Origin of the sequence: Brevundimonas sp. NPDC090276, assembly GCF_044772165.1 — a bacterium.
In the GTDB taxonomy this organism is placed as follows: Bacteria; Pseudomonadota; Alphaproteobacteria; order Caulobacterales; family Caulobacteraceae; genus Brevundimonas.
In genome coordinates this window covers 253159-270759 of record NZ_JBIVYK010000001.1, presented here as the reverse complement: position 1 = coordinate 270759, position 17601 = coordinate 253159, and the positions used below count along the sequence as shown (strand labels likewise).

The 17601-nt window shown below is 68.6% G+C and carries 19 protein-coding genes; 9 read left to right on the top strand and 10 right to left on the bottom strand.

The genetic code is table 11. The features are described from left to right. Nucleotides 1-21: 21 nt before the first annotated feature. Together ACIQTU_RS01280 and glpK are read right to left on the bottom strand one after the other, a co-directional pair. Nucleotides 22-1095, bottom strand: a complete 1074-nt coding sequence (locus tag ACIQTU_RS01280; protein ID WP_400541157.1) for a phosphotransferase family protein — start codon at nucleotides 1093-1095, stop codon at nucleotides 22-24. Continuing rightward, entirely contained in the window at nucleotides 1092-2588 is a 1497-nt protein-coding gene (glpK, locus tag ACIQTU_RS01275) for a glycerol kinase GlpK (RefSeq protein ID WP_400541154.1), read from the bottom strand. The genes ACIQTU_RS01280 and glpK overlap by 4 nt, the downstream gene beginning before the upstream one ends. 57 nt (nucleotides 2589-2645) lie before the next feature. Between glpK and ACIQTU_RS01270 the strand changes: the two genes are divergently transcribed. From ACIQTU_RS01270 to ACIQTU_RS01260, 3 genes are all read left to right on the top strand, one after another. Then, the gene (locus ACIQTU_RS01270) at nucleotides 2646-3620 is read left to right on the top strand and encodes a threonine/serine dehydratase (RefSeq protein ID WP_400541151.1); all 975 of its coding nucleotides are present in this window, start codon (nucleotides 2646-2648) and stop codon (nucleotides 3618-3620) included. 57 nt (nucleotides 3621-3677) lie between these two features. Continuing rightward, nucleotides 3678-4145 carry a MaoC family dehydratase gene (locus ACIQTU_RS01265; protein WP_400541148.1) on the top strand — a complete coding sequence of 156 codons (468 nt, stop codon included), beginning with the start codon at nucleotides 3678-3680 and terminating at the stop codon, nucleotides 4143-4145. Between the two features lie 91 nt (nucleotides 4146-4236). Next, on the top strand, nucleotides 4237-5910 hold the full coding sequence (locus ACIQTU_RS01260) for an MHYT domain-containing protein (RefSeq protein ID WP_400541145.1): 1674 nt from the start codon (nucleotides 4237-4239) through the stop codon (nucleotides 5908-5910). Here the strand turns inward: ACIQTU_RS01260 and ACIQTU_RS01255 are convergent. Next, complete coding sequence (locus ACIQTU_RS01255; RefSeq protein ID WP_400541142.1) at nucleotides 5907-6839, bottom strand: Gfo/Idh/MocA family oxidoreductase; 933 nt, start codon at nucleotides 6837-6839, stop codon at nucleotides 5907-5909. The two genes, ACIQTU_RS01260 and ACIQTU_RS01255, sit on opposite strands and share 4 nt — an antisense overlap. A gap of 5 nt (nucleotides 6840-6844) precedes the next feature. Then, on the bottom strand, nucleotides 6845-8005 hold the full coding sequence (locus ACIQTU_RS01250) for a DegT/DnrJ/EryC1/StrS family aminotransferase (protein WP_400541139.1): 1161 nt from the start codon (nucleotides 8003-8005) through the stop codon (nucleotides 6845-6847). 200 nt (nucleotides 8006-8205) lie between these two features. Here ACIQTU_RS01250 and ACIQTU_RS01245 point away from each other — a divergent pair, with 200 nt between their 5' ends. The 3 genes from ACIQTU_RS01245 to ACIQTU_RS01235 all read left to right on the top strand — a co-directional run bounded on the left by ACIQTU_RS01245 (nucleotide 8206) and on the right by ACIQTU_RS01235 (nucleotide 10755). Further along, the gene (locus ACIQTU_RS01245) at nucleotides 8206-9312 is read left to right on the top strand and encodes an AGE family epimerase/isomerase (protein ID WP_400541136.1); all 1107 of its coding nucleotides are present in this window, start codon (nucleotides 8206-8208) and stop codon (nucleotides 9310-9312) included. After that, complete coding sequence (locus ACIQTU_RS01240; RefSeq protein ID WP_400541133.1) at nucleotides 9309-9818, top strand: D-glycero-alpha-D-manno-heptose-1,7-bisphosphate 7-phosphatase; 510 nt, start codon at nucleotides 9309-9311, stop codon at nucleotides 9816-9818. The genes ACIQTU_RS01245 and ACIQTU_RS01240 overlap by 4 nt, the downstream gene beginning before the upstream one ends. A gap of 67 nt (nucleotides 9819-9885) precedes the next feature. Next, nucleotides 9886-10755, top strand: coding sequence for an alpha/beta fold hydrolase (locus tag ACIQTU_RS01235; RefSeq protein WP_400541131.1), 870 nt, complete (start codon nucleotides 9886-9888; stop codon nucleotides 10753-10755). 124 nt (nucleotides 10756-10879) lie between these two features. Here ACIQTU_RS01235 and ACIQTU_RS01230 read toward each other — a convergent pair whose 3' ends face one another. Continuing rightward, nucleotides 10880-11104 (bottom strand): alkylphosphonate utilization protein, encoded by a 225-nt coding sequence (locus ACIQTU_RS01230; RefSeq protein ID WP_207824154.1) that lies wholly within the window; start codon nucleotides 11102-11104, stop codon nucleotides 10880-10882. Between the two features lie 50 nt (nucleotides 11105-11154). After that, nucleotides 11155-13203, bottom strand: coding sequence for an NAD(+) synthase (locus ACIQTU_RS01225; protein WP_400541129.1), 2049 nt, complete (start codon nucleotides 13201-13203; stop codon nucleotides 11155-11157). 134 nt (nucleotides 13204-13337) lie between these two features. Between ACIQTU_RS01225 and ftsY the strand changes: the two genes are divergently transcribed. The 3 genes from ftsY (at nucleotide 13338) to ACIQTU_RS01210 (ending at nucleotide 15802) form a co-directional block, all read left to right on the top strand. After that, nucleotides 13338-14273 (top strand): signal recognition particle-docking protein FtsY, encoded by a 936-nt coding sequence (gene ftsY, locus ACIQTU_RS01220; RefSeq protein ID WP_400541126.1) that lies wholly within the window; start codon nucleotides 13338-13340, stop codon nucleotides 14271-14273. 5 nt (nucleotides 14274-14278) lie between these two features. Continuing rightward, the gene (locus ACIQTU_RS01215) at nucleotides 14279-14923 is read left to right on the top strand and encodes an inner membrane-spanning protein YciB (protein ID WP_400541123.1); all 645 of its coding nucleotides are present in this window, start codon (nucleotides 14279-14281) and stop codon (nucleotides 14921-14923) included. Nucleotides 14924-15154: 231 nt separating this feature from the next. After that, nucleotides 15155-15802, top strand: a complete 648-nt coding sequence (locus ACIQTU_RS01210) for a MarR family winged helix-turn-helix transcriptional regulator (protein WP_400543711.1) — start codon at nucleotides 15155-15157, stop codon at nucleotides 15800-15802. Here the strand turns inward: ACIQTU_RS01210 and ACIQTU_RS01205 are convergent. The 4 genes from ACIQTU_RS01205 to ACIQTU_RS01190 form a co-directional block, all read right to left on the bottom strand. Beyond that, nucleotides 15799-16038 (bottom strand): hypothetical protein, encoded by a 240-nt coding sequence (locus tag ACIQTU_RS01205; RefSeq protein WP_400541120.1) that lies wholly within the window; start codon nucleotides 16036-16038, stop codon nucleotides 15799-15801. The two genes, ACIQTU_RS01210 and ACIQTU_RS01205, sit on opposite strands and share 4 nt — an antisense overlap. 72 nt (nucleotides 16039-16110) lie before the next feature. Continuing rightward, nucleotides 16111-16671 (bottom strand): DsbE family thiol:disulfide interchange protein, encoded by a 561-nt coding sequence (locus ACIQTU_RS01200; RefSeq protein ID WP_400541117.1) that lies wholly within the window; start codon nucleotides 16669-16671, stop codon nucleotides 16111-16113. Then, nucleotides 16668-16820, bottom strand: a complete 153-nt coding sequence (gene ccmD, locus ACIQTU_RS01195) for a heme exporter protein CcmD (RefSeq protein WP_400541114.1) — start codon at nucleotides 16818-16820, stop codon at nucleotides 16668-16670. Before ccmD ends, ACIQTU_RS01200 begins: the two co-directional genes overlap by 4 nt. 21 nt (nucleotides 16821-16841) lie before the next feature. After that, nucleotides 16842-17561, bottom strand: a complete 720-nt coding sequence (locus ACIQTU_RS01190) for a heme ABC transporter permease (protein WP_400541111.1) — start codon at nucleotides 17559-17561, stop codon at nucleotides 16842-16844. Nucleotides 17562-17601: the final 40 nt, after the last annotated feature.

Sequence of the window (17601 nt, the reverse complement as noted above, 5' to 3'; positions counted from 1 at the left end):
TGTTTTAATTATCGCCAAGCTTCACGCCCCGGCCTGTTTGGCGAAGCTCCAGGCCGCGTCCGACAGGGGTCCGATCTGGGCCGCCATGGTCTTGGCGTGGGCGCTGGCGGCGGTGCCGTCGCGCACCCGACCGGCGATTCCCTGACAGATGGCCGCCAGCCGGAACAGGTTGTAGGCGAACAGCCAGTCCAGGTTCTGCGGCGCCGCCGTGCCGGTCTTTTCGGCGTACCGCGCGACCGCCTCCTCGACCGAGGGAATGCCCAGGGCCTTCAGGTCCGCCCCCGCCAGACCGTTGCGCAAGGACGCCGGAATGACCCAGGCGATCAGCAGATAGGAGAAATCGGCCATGGGATCGCCCAGCGTCGACAGCTCCCAGTCCAGCACCGCCCTCACCTTCGCCTCATCGGGCGCGAGGATCATGTTGTCGAGGCGGAAATCGCCGTGAACGATCCGCGTCGGCCCCTCCGGCGGCAGGCTGTCCGGCAGAAAGGCGATCAGGCGGTCCATGGCCGGGATCGGCTCGATCTCCGAGGCGCGATACTGCTTGGTCCAGCGCCCGACCTGACGGCCGAAATAATTGCCCGGCTTGCCGTAGTCGCCCAACCCGATGGCGGCGGGATCAAAGGCGTGCAGAGCCGCCAGCGTGTCCGTCTGCGCCTCATAGATGGCGCGGCGCTCTGCCGGAGCCAGACCCGGCAGCTTCAGGTCCCAGAAGACCCGGCCCTCGACCTTGTCCATGACATAGAAGATCGAACCGATGACGCCTTCGTCTGTACACAGAGCATGGGGCCGCGCCACCGGAAAGCCGTGGGCGTGCAGGGCCGAGATGACGGTGAATTCGCGGTCCACGGCGTGGGCGCTGGCCAGCAGGACCCCCGGCGGCTTGCGACGCAGGACATAGGTCCGACCCGGCGTGGTCAGCTCATAGGTGGGGTTGGACTGGCCGCCCTTGAACTGGCGGATCGTCAGCGGCCCGGCGTAGCCCTCAACATGGGCCGACAGCCAGACGTCCAGCGCCGCCTCGTCCAGCCGATAGCGTTCATCCACCTCGCGCGTGCCGGAAAAGGCGGATTGCGCGTCCAGAGTGTCGGTCATGTCTCGTCTCCCCCAGCGGCGATGATGGCGGCCTTCACCGCCCCGCGCCAGCCTTTCAGCAGCCGCGCCCGCTCCTCGTCCCCCATGTGCGGACGCCAGACGGCGGGAGCCTCAGCCGGGGCGGTCCACAGTTCCGGCGTCAGGCCGACGCCGAAGGCCGCCAGGCGCGCCGCGCCCATGGCCGTCATCTCCTGGAAGGCCGGGCGCTCGACCTCGACCTCGCAGATGTCGGCGACGAACTGCATGGCGAAGGCGTTGGCGGTGACCCCACCGTCGACCTTCAACCGCGTCAGCGCCGGCGCCCCGTCCTTCTTCAGGGCGTCGAGCAGATCGCGGGTCTGATAGGCCAGGCTCTCCAGCGCCGCGCGGACGAAGTGGGCCGGGCCGCTGTCGCGGGTCAGGCCGATGACCGTCCCCCTCGCCTCGGGCTGCCACCAGGGCGCGCCCAGACCGGTGAAGCCCGGCACCAGATAGACCCCGCCATTGTCCTTGAGCGTCTGGGCCATGGCCTCGGATTGGCGCGAATCCGAGACGACCTTCAACCCGTCGCGCAGCCACTGGATCGCCGACCCGGCCGAGAAGATCGACCCCTCCAGTGCATAGGCGACCTGACCATCCGCGGCATAGCCGAGCGTCCCCAGCAGCCGCGAGGTCGAGGCCACCGGTTGATGCCCGACATTGGCGACCAGAAAGGCCCCGGTGCCATAGGTGATCTTGGCGTCGCCCGCCGCCAGCGCCCCATGCCCGACCAGAGCCGCCTGCTGGTCCCCCGCCGCGCCGTGAATCGGCAAGGCCCGCCCGAACAGGCTGGCGTCGCAGTCGCCCAGATGATCGGCGCAGCCCCGGATCTCGGGCAGGGCCTTCATCGGCACATTAAACAGCTCGCACAGGTCCTCGCGCCATTGCAGCGTCTTCAGGTCCATCAGACTGGTGCGGCTGGCGTTGGTGGCGTCGGTGACGTGGCTCTGCCCGCCCGTCAGCTTCCAGATCAGCCAGGCGTCGATGGTGCCCAGCTTGACCTCGCCCCTGGCCGCCCGCTCGCGCGCTCCCGGCGCCGCGTCCAGCAGCCAGGCGTATTTCGAGGCCGAGAAATAGGGGTCGAGGATCAGGCCGGTCGCGCCCTGCACCATGGCCTCATGCCCGTCCGCCGCCAGCCGTGCGGTCACGTCCGAGGTGCGCCGGTCCTGCCAGACGATGGCGCGATGCAAGGGCTCGCCGGTCGTCGCGTCCCACAGCACCGAGGTCTCGCGCTGGTTGGTGATGCCCACGGCGGCGAAGCGGCCGACGCCCCCCGCCTTTCGCACCACCTCGCGACAGGTCTGCAGGGTCGCGCGCCAGACCTCGGCCGCGTCATGCTCGACCCAGCCCGACTGCGGGAAGTGCTGCGCCAGCTCGATCTGGCTGACGGCGACGGAATGGAACGCCCCCTCGGGCGACACCTCGAACGCGATGGCCCGCGTCGAAGTGGTGCCCTGGTCGATGGCGAGGATCATGTTCGCTTGCATGATGGGAGTTATGCAGAGCCCGCGCCCGCGCGTAAGAGGGAACCTATGCATACGCCCAGCTTCGAAGGCGTCCTCGACGCCGCCCGCCAGATCGCCCCCGCCGCCGTCCGCACGCCGCTGATCGAGCATCCAGCCCTGAACGAGGCCGTCGGCGGGCGCGTCCTGATGAAGGCCGAGACCCTGCAGGTGGCGGGCGCCTTCAAGTTTCGCGGGGCCTACAACCGCATCAGCCGCCTGAGCGCCGACGAGAAGACGCGCGGCGTGGTGGCCTATTCCTCGGGCAATCACGCGCAAGGCGTGGCGGCGGCGGCGCAGGCCGTGGGAACCCGCGCCCTGATCGTCATGCCCTCGGACAGCCCGGCGGTGAAGGTCGAGGGCGTGCGCGCCTTCGGCGGCGAAGTGCGCTTCTATGACCGCTGGAGCGAGAGCCGCGAGGCCATCGGCGCCGAGATCGCCGCCGAGCGCGGCTCCATCCTGGTCCCGCCCTTCGACGATCCCTTCATCATCGAGGGCCAGGGCACGGTCGGCCTGGAGATGCTGGAGCAGGCCGGCATCGAAATGGACCAGCTGCTGTGCGGCGCCTCGGGCGGCGGCCTGATCGCCGGGCTCAATCTGGTCATGGCCGAACAGAGCCCCGAGACCCGCGTCATCGTCGTCGAGCCCGAGGCCTTCGACGACACCCGCCGCTCGCTGGAAGCCGGGGAACGCACGGCCCATCCGCAGGGCGCCCCGTCCATCTGCGACGCCCTGATGTCGCCCATGCCGGGCGAGATCACCTGGCCGATCAACCGACGGCTGTCGGGCGCCGCGACCGTCACCGACGCCGAGGTCGCCGACGCCATGCGCTTCGCCTTCCGCTGGCTGAAGCTGGTGATCGAACCCGGCGGCGCCGTGTCCCTGGCCGCGCTTCTGTCCGGCAAGGTCGCGGCCAAGGGCCTGACCACGGGCGTCGTCCTGTCGGGCGGCAATGTCGATCCGGGCCTGTTCAGCGCCATCATTGAAGGGCGGTTCGCGGCCTGACCGCCTCTTGCGCCCACCCGCGACGCACGCAAGGCTGCGTCAAACGGAGGGGCCCCGATGACGAAACCGAGCGATCTGCCATCCCTGATCGGACAGGAGGTCGGCGTCAGCCGCTGGATCACGGTCGACCAGGCCCGCATCGACACCTTCGCCCGCACCACCGAAGACGAACAGTTCATCCACGTCGATCCCGAAGCGGCCAAGGCAACCCCCTTCGGCGGGACCATCGCGCATGGATTCCTGACCCTCAGCCTGGCCTCGGCCATGAGCTATGACGCCCTGCCCCCGCTGGACGGCGTGGTGATGGGGGTCAACTACGGCTTCGACAAGCTGCGATTCCTCGCCCCGGTTCCGGCCGGATCGAAAGTGCGCGGCCGCTTCAAGCTGCTATCCGCCGAGGCCAAGGGCGCCGAGGGCGGCGTGACCCGCTGGCTGCTGAAGCACGAACTGACCGTCGAGATCGAGGGCGCCGACAAGCCGGCCCTGATCGCCGAATGGCTGACGATGCAGATGGTGAAGGCCTGAGCCTCACCCGTTTCCGGTGCTGGACAAGAACGAGATAACGGCGCTCCAGTAACCATAGTCCGCGCACGGTCAGATCGAGGGAGGCTGGACAGTGCACCTACACGCCGTTTCCATCTTCGACGGCCTGTCCTTTCTGGTGGCGGTCTTCGCGGCCTGGACGGCGCTGGACCTGTTCCAGCAGGTGCGGTCCCATCAGGGCGGCGCGCGTCTGGCCTGGCTGGCCACGGCGGCGACGGCCATGGGCGGCGGCATATGGTCGATGCATTTCATCGCCATGCTGGGTTTCGATCCCGGCGCGCCGTTTCGCTATGACCTGGCCCTGACCATCGCCTCCTTCCTGCTGGCGGCGGCCGGGTCCAGCCTCGCCTTCCTGATCGCCGCGGGGCGGACAAGCCGCCGTCGGTTGATCCTGGCCGGCCTCGTCATGGGCCTCGGCATCTGCGCCATGCATTATGTCGGCATGGCCGCGCTGAAGACCTCGGCAAGCCTGACCTATGCGCCCGGACTGGTGCTCCTGTCAGCGGCGGTCGCCCTGTTCGCCTCGATCGCCGCCCTGTTCGCGGTCAATCAGGATCGCTCGCCCTTGTGGCGGCTGACGGCGGCCCTGGTCCTGGGGCTGGCCGTGGTCGGCATGCATCATATCGCCATGGCGGCGCTGACGGTCACGCCGATCCAGACCGCCGCGGCTCTGGACCCGCCCGGCGCCCCGCCGCTGATGCTGGCCGTCGCCGTCGCCGGCGTGACCGTCCTCATCCTGTTTCTGGCCCTGGCCGTCGCCATGGTGGACCAGCGCGACAAGCTGATCGCCATCATCGACGCGGGCGGGGTCGGCTACTGGGAGCTGGCTCTTCCGGGGCAGGATCTCTGGCTATCCGGTCGCGCGCGCAAATACCTCGGCCTGGCCCGCGGCGAGCCCTTCGCCGCCCGCGACCTGGCCCGCAAGCTGAAGCCCGAAGACATGGCCCGGCGAACAGAGACCCTGGAGCGCGCCCTCAGGGGCGACGGCGACTACGCCGCCGAATATCAGATCCGCGACAGCGGCCGCTGGCTGCAGGTGCGCGGCCGGCTGATCCGCTCGCGATCGGGCAAGCCGATCAAGCTGGCGGGCGTCATCACCGACGTGACCGACCGGCATCAGGCCTTCTCCGCCCTGGCCACCAGCGAGCACCGCCAGCGCCTGCTGATCAATGAGCTGAACCACCGGGTGAAGAACACCCTGGCCACCATCCAGTCGATCGCCGCCCTGACGGCGCGACGGTCAAGCAGTGTCGCGGACTTCATGCGCCTGTTCGAGGCGCGGCTGATCGCCCTGTCCGACACCCACAATCTGCTGACCGCCAACGGCTGGGAGCGCGCACGGCTACGCGATCTGGTGCTGCAGGAGTTCCGTCCCTACGCCGAGGATCAGTTGCGGATGCAGGGCCCTGAGGTAACGCTGGAGGCCGAGCAGGCCCTGTCCATGGGGCTGATCCTGCACGAACTGGTCACCAACGCCGCCAAGTACGGCGCCCTGAGCAACCCGGATGGCGCCGGCGGTCAGGTGGACGTGACCTGGAGCGGAGTCAGCGACGACGGCCTGGTCGTGCTCGACTGGATCGAACACGGCGGCCCGATGGTCTCCGCCCCGACCCAGTCCGGCTTCGGCTCACGCCTGATCGACACCAGCGTGCGCGGCACCCTGAGAGGAACGGCGACCATGGACTACGCCCAGGGCCGCCTGCATTGCCAGCTGGAGTTCAGGCCCGGCGCCGCGTCGAAGACCTAGGGCTCGCCCAGGCAGCGCAGGGCGACTTCCAGATTGCGCAGACCGTCTTCGCCCGACACCGCCGCCGTTTCGCCGGTTCGGATGGCGTGGACGAAGGCCTCGTGCTCCTTCTTGAGCGGCTCGGCCGGCCAGGAGTTGAGCATCCGCGTGGAGTAGGAGCCGTCCGGCTGCTGGCCGAAATACTCGGTCACCTGGCGGGTGATCAGGTCGGCGACGATGAAGCGGTTCTTGGTGGCGACCTGCAGGGTGCGGGTCTTGTATGGCGTGACCCAGTTGGTGGTGATGTGGGCGATCACGTCATTGGCCATGCGGAACTGCAGCAGGGCCGAATCCTCGCGCGAGGCGTGGGTGTGACCCAACAGCGACTGGACCTCGACGACCTCGGAGCCCGTCAGGTGACGGATGATGTCGATGTCGTGCACCGCCAGGTCGATGACCACCCCGACCTCGCCCATGCGCGGCGGGAAAGGGCCGACGCGGGTGATCTGGATGGAGATGATCTCGTCGCCGTCGATGGCGCGCTTGACCGTGTCCACCGCCGGGTTGAAACGCTCGACGTGGCCGACCATGAGCACCCGGTTGTTGGCCTTGGCGGCGTCGATCATGGCCTGGGCGTCGGCGGTCGTGGCCGCGATCGGCTTCTCCACCAGCACATGGACGCCCGCGTTCAGCAGGGCCACGCCCAGCTCGGCGTGGAAGCGGTTCGGCGTGGCGATGACGGCGGCGTCGAGGCCGGCGGCGACAAAGGCCTGGGCCGTGGTCACAGCGGTCGCGCCGTAAGCCTCAGCCACGCCCTCGGCCGTCACGGCGTCAGGATCGAACACCGACGTCAACTCGACGTCGCGCAGTTCGGACAGGACGCGGGCGTGGTTGCGGCCCATGACGCCGGCGCCGGCGACGCCGATCTTGAGGGGAATGTGCTGGGTCATGAAGATCAGGCCTTGAAGCTGGCGACGGCGGCGATGATGCGGTCCTGGGTGGCCGCGTCCAGATCCGAATGCATCGGCAGGCTGATGACCCGTTCCATCAGGCGCTCGGTCACCGGCAGACCCTGCGGCCCGCGCGGATAGTGGGCGTAGGCGGGCTGCAGGTGCAGCGGGATCGGATAATAGACCGCCGTAGGGATGCCCTCAGCCTTCAGGTGCGCGGCCAGACCGTCGCGGTCCTCATGCTCGATGGTGTATTGCGCCCAGTTCGAGATGTTGCCCGCCGGCACATCCGGCACGGCGGCGACGTGAGGGCGCAGACCTTCATTGTAGCGGGCGGCGGCGGCGTTGCGCCATTCGATCTCCTGGCCAAAGACCTTCAGCTTCTCGATCAGGACGGCGGCCTGGATGGTGTCCAGACGGCTATTCAGGCCGATGCGCATGTTCAGGTATTTCGGGTCGTGGTCGAAGGTCTTGTCCTTCAGGTCGACCGCCACCGCCTTGCCATGCACACGGATGGAATCGATCAGTTGCGCCAGTTCGTCGTCATTGGTCAGCACCGCGCCGCCGTCGCCGTAGCAACCCAGCGGCTTGGCCGGGAAGAAGCTGGTGGTGGTGATGTCGGCCCACTTCAGCGGATGCTCGCCGTCGATGGTGCAGCCGAAGCCCTGGGCCGAGTCCGAGATCAGCTTCAGGCCATACTTGTCGCAGATGGCCTTGATGGCCGGATAGTCGGCGGGCTGGCCGAACAGGTCGACGGCGATGACCACGCGCGGCTGCAGACGGCCTTCCTTCAGCGTCGCCTCGACGGCGGCCTCCAGATGGGCCGGGCTCATGTTGTAGGTCTTTTCGTCCACGTCGATGAAGACCGGCTCGGCATCGAACCACGGCACCACCTCGGCGGTGGCGGCGAAGGTGAAGCTGGGCACGAAGACCGCGTCGCCGCGTCCGATGCCCCAAGCCATCAGCGGCAGGGCCAGGGCGTCGGTGCCGTTGGCGCAGCCCAGGGCGTGCTTCGCCTGACCAAAGGCGGCCAGATCGGCCTCGAACTGGCGCACCTGCGGGCCCATGACCCAGGCGCCGCCGACGACGGCCTCCTGGACGGCGGCCTCGATCTTGCCGCCGAGGCGAAGGCGCTGGGCCTGAAGGTCGATGAAGGGAATGGTCATGAGGGGTCGCTCTCTCGGTGGGGGGCCACGCAGGCGGAACACAGTTCGGCGCGCGGACGCGAAGGCGGATCAACTATCTTGAGCGCCTCCTACCAAAGCCCGGGGCCAGTCGACAAACCCGCGAGAGTCACTTCGCGTTGCCGGTTGCAACGAAAGCCATGCTTGGCAAAGCCCGCAAGCCTGCCTAAGCCCGGCTGACCATGACGCTTTCGACGATGCAGATCCGGGTCCGCGACTGGCTGTTCCGCCAGGCCTTGCCGCTGTGGGCGCAGGCCGGGATCGACGCCGACGGCCGCTTCTTCGAAAAGCTGGACTTCGACGGTCGCCCCCTCACCGGCCGCCCCCGCCGCACGCGGGTCCAGGCCCGTCAGCTCTATGTCTTCTGCGAAGCCGCCGCCCTGGGCTGGGCGGAAGGCGAGGCCGTCGCCCGTCGCGCGCTGGACGTCCTGATCCGCGACTATCGCCGGGACGACGGGCTGTGGATCCGCGCGACCGATGACGCGAGCGCCGTGATCGACGCCACGCCCGACCTCTACGACCTGGCCTTCGTCCTCTTCGCCCTCGCCGCCGCCCATCGGGTGCTGCAGGACGACCGCGCCCGACCGCTGGCGCAAACGACCCTGGCCGCCATCGAGGCGCAGATGGCCGATCCGGTCCACGGCGGCTGGCAGGAGGCCCTGCCCCCCGTCCTGCCCCGCCGCCAGAACCCGCACATGCACATGCTGGAGGCCCTGCTGGCCTGGCAGGGCATCGCCCCCGATCCGGCCTTCGAGGCGGCAGCCCGATCAGTGCTGGACCTGTTCAACCGGCGTTTCTTCGACCGCGAACACCTGATGCTGGGCGAGTTCTTCACCGCGGACTGGACCGTCGCCCCCGGCGGCGCCGGACAGGTCGTCGAGCCCGGCCATCACATGGAATGGATCTGGCTGCTGGACCAGGCCGGCCGCCTCGGCCTCGACGGCCATGAGCGACAGGCCCAGGCCCTGTTCGCCTCGGCCCTGACCAACGGCGTCGGCGCCCGGGGGCTGATGGTCCGCGAAATCGACCGCATCGGCGTGGTCCGCGACGGGGGCGCTCGTCTGTGGGGCCAGACCGAGGCCCTCCGCACCCTGCTGCTGCGCGGCCGGGCCGAACAGGCCCTCAGCCTGACCGACGCCCTGTTCGCCACCCATCTGGCCACCGCCACGCGCGGCCTGTGGATCGACAATTTCGACGCCAAGGGCGCCCCCCAGGACGCCGACGTCCCCGCCTCCAGCCTCTATCACCTGATGACCGCCTTCTCGGCCCTGCTGACGGAACCAACATGAGCCGCCCTGCCGCCTTTCTCGACCGCGACGGCGTCCTCATCGTCGACTGCGGCTATCCGCACCGTCCCGACCAGCTGGTGCTGATCCCCGGCGCCGCCGAGGCCGTGAAGCGACTGAACGAGGCGGGCTATGTCACCGTCATCGTCACCAACCAGTCAGGCGTGGCGCGCGGCCTGTTCAGCGAAGAGACCATGCACGGCTTCAACGCCCTGCTGGTCGAGCGTCTGGCCGAAAGCGGCGCCCGCATCGACGCCGTCTACGCCGCCCCGCACCACGCCGAGGCCGTGGACGAACGCTACCGCCACCCCAACCACCCGGACCGCAAACCCAATCCCGGCATGTTGCATCGCGCCATCGCCGAACACGACCTGGACCCCGCCCGCTCGCTGATGATCGGCGACCAGCCCTCGGACATGGAGGCGGCCCGGCGCGCGGGCGTGACCGGCCATCGCTTCCCCGAAGGCGGCGACCTCGATCAATTCGTCGCAGCCATCCTCTCGACCTGATCGCAATTCTTCATCCGGTGAATTACTCTACCCGCAACGCTGGAGACACAGCCGGGAGACACGCCTGATGACCTACGCCGAACGCCGCTGGACCTCGCCCGACGGGTTGAGCCTCTACGCCCGCGACTACGTCCCCGCCGACGGCCCGGCGCGCCTGCCGGTCATCGCCATCCACGGCCTGACCCGCAACAGCGCCGACTTCGCCGTCATCGCCGGCCTGATCGCCGCGAGCGGCCGCCGCATTCTGGCGGTGGATGTGCGCGGACGCGGCAAGTCGGACCGCGCCTCCGATCCCACGACCTACACGCCCGACGTCTATGCCCGCGACGTCATCGCCCTGATGGAGCAGGCCGGCATCGAGAAGGCCGTCTTTCTCGGCACCTCCATGGGCGGGTTGATCACCATGGCCCTGACCGCGATCAGGCCCCAGGCCGTCGCCGCCGCCGTTCTCAACGACATCGGCCCCGAGGTGGCGCCCGAGGGTCTGGCCCGCATCGCCGAATACACCGGCCGCAAGATCGAAATTCGCAACTGGTCGGACGCCGCCGCCTACGCCCGCGACATCAACGCCGTCGCCTTCCCCCTCTACGGCGACGCCGACTGGGACGCCTTCGCCCGCCGCATCTTCCGCGAGGGCGAGGACGGCAAACCGATGCTCAACTACGATCCCGACATCTCGGTTCCGATCCGGGCGGCGGGGGCCTCGGCCCTGGTCCCCGACCTGTGGCCGGCCTTCACGGCCCTGGCCGGCGAACGGCCCAGCCTGCTGGTGCGCGGCGGAACCTCGGACCTGCTCAGCGCGGACATCGCCAGCCGGATGCGCGCGGCGGCGCCATCCATGGCCTATGTGGAGGTTCCCGGGATCGGCCACGCCCCCATGCTGGACGAACCCGCAGCCCGCGCCGGCGTCCTGGACTTCCTGACAGGGGTCAGCTGACTTTCGTCATCCCGGCCGAAGCGCAGCGCAGAGCCGGGACCGCCGGAAGCACGATCGTTTGAAAGTCGCGCCTGTCGCGGTCCCGGATAGCGGCTCACGCCGCTTCCGGGATGACAGATGGACCCTAGGCCTTCTTCACGAACTCGGTCCGCAGGACCAGGCCGCGCACCTTCTCGACATTGGCCTCGATCTCGTCGGGGTCGCCGGTCAGGCGGATGTTCTTGACCATGGTGCCGCGCTTCAGCGTCACCCCGCCCGAGCCCTTGACCTTCAGGTCCTTGATCAGGGTCACGCTGTCGCCGTCGGCCAGGATGTTGCCGTTGGAGTCCTTGGTCACGTCGTCGGTCATGGTCGTCTCTTTCTCGTCATCCCGGCCGAAAGCCGGGGCGACGGTCCTACTCAATCCGGAACATTGTTGTCGAGTTCATCCAGCCAGACGCGCGCGCTGCTGTCCGACGGCGCCCGCCAGTCGCCGCGCGGCGACAGCGACCCGCCGGTGACCACCTTGGGCCCGTTGGGCACGGCGGAACGCTTGAACTGGCTGGTCTGGAAGAAGCGGATCAGGAACTTGCGCAGCCAGGCCTTGATGGTGGGCAGGTCATAGGCGACCCGCTCCGCCTCCGGCAGACCGGCGGGCCAGTTCCCCGTCGTCGCATCGCCCCAGGCCTGATGCGCCAGATAGGCGACCTTGGACGGCTTCAGGCCGAAACGGCTGATGTAGAAGAGGAAGAAGTCGTTCAGCGCATAGGGGCCGACGATGGACTGGGTCGACTGGATCGCCCCGTCAGCGCCCGCCGGCACCAGTTCGGGCGAAATCTCGGTGGCCAGGATGGCGGCCAACGTCGGGTTCGCCGCCTCGCCCACTAGCCCACGCTCGGCCACCCAGCGGATCAGGTGCTGGATCAGGGTTTTCGCCACCCCGCCGTTGACGTTGTAGTGGCTCATGTGGTCGCCGACGCCATAGGTGCACCAGCCCAGCGCCAGTTCCGACAAGTCGCCGGTGCCCAGGACGAAGCCGTGATTCTGATTGGCCAGTCGGAACAGATAGTCGGTGCGCAGACCCGCCTGAACATTCTCGAAGGTGATGTCGTGGACCGGCTCGCCGTCGGCGAAGGCATGGCCGATGTCGCGCAGCATCTGTTCGGCGGCCGGCCGGATGTCGATCTCGGCCCCCGTCACCTGCAGCGCCTGCATCAGCTTCCAGGCGTTGGACTTGGTGCCCTCCGAGGTGGCGAACCCCGGCATCGTAAAGGCCAGAATCCCCGTACGCGGCAGCGCCAGCCGGTCGAAGGCGCGACAGGCCACCAGCAGGGCCTGGGTCGAATCCAGCCCGCCCGAGACGCCCATGACCAGGGTCCTGGATCCCGTCGCCGTCATCCGACGCATCAGGCCCTGAACCTGGATGTTGAAGGCCTCGAAGCAGTCCTGATCCAGACGCGCCGCGTCGTCCGGCACGAAGGGGAAGCGGTCCAGCGGACGGATCAGGGCGTCGCTCGGCCCCTGCCCCGCCTCGAACGGGACCACGGTCGCAGCCTCGCCTTCCAGCCGGGCGCAGTCGGCGAAGGTGCCGTTGCGCAGCCGGTCCAGACCGATGCGGTCCACATCCACGTCGGCGACCGTCAGATGGCCCTCCAGCGCGAACCGTTCGCCCTCGGCGATCCGGGCGCCCAGTTCGTGGATGGTGGCCTGACCGTCCCAGGCCAGATCGGTCGTGCTCTCGCCCCAACCCGAGGCGGCGAAGACATAGGCCGACAGGGTGCGGGCCGACTGGCTGGCGCACAGCAGGGCCCGCTCGTCCGCCTTGCCGATGACGATGTTGGAGGCCGACAGGTTGCACAGGATGCGCGCCCCCGCGAGCGCCGCGCGCGTCGACGGCGGCTGCGGCGCCCAGAAGTCCTCGCAGATCTCGACCGCGAAGACGAAGCCGGGCCGATTGCTTGCCTCGAACACCAGACCCGGCGCGAAATCGACGCTCGTACCGTTGAGGACCAGGCTGTCCTCGGACCGGCTGGCGGCCGGCGCGAACCAACGCTTCTCGTAATACTCACGGTAGTTGGGCAGATAGGTCTTGGGCACGACGCCCAGCACCTCGCCCCCGCCCAGCACCACGGCGCAGTTGAACAGGGCGTCGCCGTTGCGGATCGGCGCGCCGATGACCGCAATCACGCCCGCCGCGTCCGCGACCTCGGCCAGCCGCGCCACCTGGCGCTCGACCTCTTCCAGCAAGGCCGCCTGCATGTGCAGGTCGTCGATGGCGTAGGCGCTCAGCGACAGCTCGGGGAAGACCAGCAGGTCCACGCCCTGCTCGCCCGCCTGACGTATCAGCCGCTCATGTTCGTCCGCATTGGCGGCCGGGTCGGCGACATGAACCACCGGCGTCGCGGCGGCGACGCGCACGAAGCCGTGGGCGCGCGGGGCGTGGAAGGGATGCGTCTCGGACTTCGCCATCAATCTTTCCGCTCATCCCGCGATGCGGGCTCCAGAACCCTAGGGCTAACCGATCAATATAGGGTTGCGCGGTGAAGCCAAAGGACTAGCGGTTTGTAGTGACCTGCGAACCGGCGTCGGCTAAGGCTCGAACCATGAGCGATACGCCCAAAAAAGGCTGGTTCCAGCGACTGAGCGCGGGTCTGTCCCGGTCCTCCAAGCAGATGACCGAACAGGTCGTCTCGACCTTCGTGAAAGAGCCCCTGTCCGAAGAGGCGCTGGAGCGCCTGGAAGAGCACCTGATCGAGAGCGACCTGGGCCCCGCCGCCTCGGCCCGCATCGTCGAACGCTTCCGCGAGCTACGCTTCGGCAAGAGCTCCGACGAGCGCGAGATCAAGGAGGCCCTGGCCGAGGCCGTGGCCGCCGAGCTCCTGCCGCGTCAGGCGACCTTTGATCCCCTCAGCGGACCCAAGCCCTATGTGGTCCTGTTCGTGGGCGTGAACGGCTCGGGCAAGACCACGACGCTTGGCAAGATCGCCTCGGACCTGACGGCCAGGGGCGCCAAGGTCATGATCGTCGCCGGCGACACCTTCCGCGCCGCCGCCCGCGAACAGCTCAAGGTCTGGGCCGAACGCGCCGGGGCCGACTTCGAGAGCCGCCGCGACGGCGCCGACGCCGCCGGGCTGGCCTTCGACGCCTATACGAAAGCGAAAGCCGAGGGCTACGACGTGGTCCTGATCGACACCGCCGGTCGCCTGCAGAACAAGTCCGCCCTGATGGACGAACTGCTGAAGATCGTGCGCGTGCTCAAGAAGGTCGATGCGGACGCCCCGCACGAGACCCTGCTGGTTCTCGACGCCACCGTGGGCCGCAACGCCCTGGAGCAGGAAAAGATCTTCGGCCGCACCGCCTATGTCTCGGGCGTGGTCATGACCAAGCTGGACGGCACCGCTCGTGGCGGGGTCCTGGTCCCCGTGGCCCAGGCCTCGGACGCCCCGATCAAGCTGATCGGCGTCGGCGAGGGCGTCGACGACCTGCAACCCTTCGACGCGCGCGCGTTTTCCCGATCACTGGTCGGGCTTGAGGACTAAAGCGTATGAGTGAAGCCGTCGAAACCAAACGCCCGCAGTGGATTCGCCAGGCCGTCGATTTCGGCGCCCTGATCGCCTTCATGGCCGCCTATTTCATCACCCGCGACATGATCAAGGCGACCTGGGTCCTGGTCATCGCCTCGGTGATCGCCCTTGCCGTCGGCTTCATCATCGAGCGGCGCCTGGCCCCCATGCCCCTGATCACCGGCGGCTTCGCCCTGGTCTTCGGCGCCTTGACCATCCTCACCGACGACGACCTGTTCGTGAAGCTGAAGCTGACGGTGCAGAACGGTCTGCTGGCCGCCGTCCTGCTGGGCTCGATCCCGCTGAAGAAGTCGCCATTCAAGGCCCTGCTGGGCTCGGCCATCAAGGTGACGGATCAGGCCTGGCGCACCCTGACCTTCCGCTACGGTCTCTACTTCCTGGCTGTCGCCGTCGCCAACGAGATCTTCCGCAGCCCCGCCGCCGTGACCGCCATCTGGTCGGCGCTGAACCTGGGCACGCCCGACCCCAACGGCGTCTGGACCGCCTTCCGCGGCGTCCTGTGGATCGCCGCCTCCATCTTCGGCCTGTGCCAGGTGCCGCTGATCATGAAGAACATGATCAAGGACGAAGAGCCCGGCCCCATCTCGCCCGACACCGGCCTTTAGGGAACCGTCCGCGTTCTGACGGACTGATATTTGAGGCCCACGCTGATCCAAACGGGCCTCAAGCAGCGCGAAGCGCGGTAGGCCCCAGAACAATGGCCCGTGAGGGCGGTAGGCCCCCAGACAAAATGTCTTCAAACCGTCAGGCTTTCCGTCGTCAAAGCGTAAAGCGCGGCTGTTAGCTGTCACGCCATGTCCGGCCCTCTCCTCGCGGCCGGAACGGGGATCAAGACGATGGTCAAGTCAGGCAAGCAGGCGAAGATCAAGGGCGGGCTGGCGGAGTCGCCTAGCCACCTGATGCACCGGGTGCTGCAGTTGGCGCTGGACATCTACGCCGAGGAGGCCGGCCCCGACGGCCTGACCCAGCGTCAGTTCGCGGTGCTGGAGGCGGTCTCGGTACGCTCGGGCCTGACCCAGACCGATCTGGTCAAGGCCACCGGCATCGACCGCTCGACCCTGGCCGATCTGGTCGCCCGCATGACGACCAAGGGCCTGCTGGAACGCGAACGCTCGGCGCTGGACGCCCGCGCCAAGGCCGTGCGCCTCTCTGAGCGCGGTCAGGCCGCGCTGGAGGCCGCCCGCCCCCGCGTCGCCGCCGCCGACAAGCGCATCCTGGCCCTCCTGCCCAAGGCCCGCCGCGAGGGCTTCCTCGACCTGCTGACCAGCCTGACCGACGCCGCCGACGCCGCCCCCGAACAGGCCAGGGCCGAAGCCAAGATCGCCAAGAAGGCGGCCAAGGAGGCCCGCAAGGCCGAAAAGGCGGCCAAGAAGGCGCTGGAGGGCGCCAAGCCGAAAAAGAAGAAGAAGGTCGTCGAACCAGCGGCTGACGCGGTCACGACCGACGCGGTCGTCATCCCGCTCAAGGATGTGGCGAAAGCCTAGACCCGGATATCCAGCAAGGAGCCCGGCCGCTGATAGCGCGCGGTCGAGGGCGCTTCCTGCGTCTGAACCGATCGCACCGGCGTGTCCGTCCGCGTCTCGACCGGAGCCGCCGCGGGCGTCGGCGCGCTCACGCCCATGGCCGCGCGGAAGAAGGCGGACTGGGAGGTTCTCAGCGCATGGGCCGCGCCGCCTGCGGGAGGCGGGAAGGCCGGACGGTCTGAAGGAATCGCGGACATGGGCCGACGATCCGCTCAAAGGCTCTAGATATGGTTAATGCGCGATTCACCGTGTTTCGCGCGGGCGGCGGCCTAACGAACCGGCGCCTTCAGCGCATCGACCAACTTCTGCAGATCGGCGTCGGTCAGCACCGGTCCGGAGGACTTGGCGACGATGGCGCCATAGGCGTCCACGGCGAAGCTCTCCGGCACGCCCGAGACGCCGAGATCCAGCCCCGCCCGCCCCTCGCGATCCACCAGCACCAGGGCGTAGGGATCGCCCAGCTCGTCGAGGAAGGCGCGGGTGGCGATGGGGTCGTCCTTGTAGGCCACGCCGACGACGTTGATGCCCTCGGCCTTCAGCTTCATCAGCTGCGGGTGCTCCAGTCGGCAGGGCGCGCACCAGCTGGCGAACAGGTTGACGATCATCGGCTTGCCGACGCCCGCCGTCTTCAGGTCCAGACGCTGATTGGTCTCGACGTCGCCTTGCAGGATGGGCAGGACGGTCTCGGGAATGGGCTGGCCGACCAGGGCGTCGGGCTTGTATTCGCGGCCCTCGCCCGGCGCGCCGGACAGGTGGCCCAACTGGATCATCATGAAGACGCCCAGCGCGGCCAGGGCCGCGATCGGGATCAGGGCGAACCAGCGGTTCATTTGCGGGTCTCTTCCAGACGGGTCAGCTCGCGCTTCCAGCGCCGGGCGGCGATCAGGGCGCGGAGCGAAATGGCGGCCAGGGCCACGGCGCTGATCGCCCAGGACGACCATACGAAGACGCCGTAGGGGCTCATGTCGAGATCCAGCATGGCGGCTCCTTACGCTTCCAATCAGGCTTCTTGGGCCGCGCGGGCGCGCAGCGTCAGCACGCGGCGACGACGCACCTCGGTGCGGATCGACGTCAGCCAGATGGCCCCGAACAGCATGCCATAGGCCGCCATCATGGTCAGCAGAGGCGCCAGATAGGCCGGGTCCAGACTGGTTCCGCCCGCGCGCAGCAGCGAGGCCGGCTGATGCAGGGTGTTCCACCAGTCGACCGAGAACTTGACGATAGGCAGGTTGATCAGCCCGACCAGACCCAGGACCGCGGCGGCGCGTCCGGCCTTTTGCTCGTCGTCGATCGAGGCGCGCAGGGCCATGTAGCCGAGGTAGAAGAGGAACAGCACCAGCACGCTGGTCAGACGCGCGTCCCACACCCACCAGGTGCCCCACATGGGCTGCCCCCACAGCGAGCCGGTGATCAGGGCCAGACCCGTCAGCACCGCGCCCGGAAGGGCGGCCGCGCGGGCGGCGGCGTCAGCCAGAGGGTGGCGAAACACCAGGGCGAAGAAGCTGGAGACGCCCAGCGCCGCATAGGCGCCGAGGCCAAGCGTCGCGGCGGGCACATGGATGAACATGATCCGCACCGTGTCGCCCTGCTGATAATCGGCGGGCGCGGTGAAGCTGAGCCAGGTCCCGGCCGCCAGCAGGACAAGCGCCAGCCCCCACAGCACCGGCGTGAGCGGGCGGGTGAAGCGCATGAAGCGGTCGGGATTGGCGAGGCCGAACATGGTCCGCCGATTACGCGGCGCGACGGGGAACGGCAAGCGC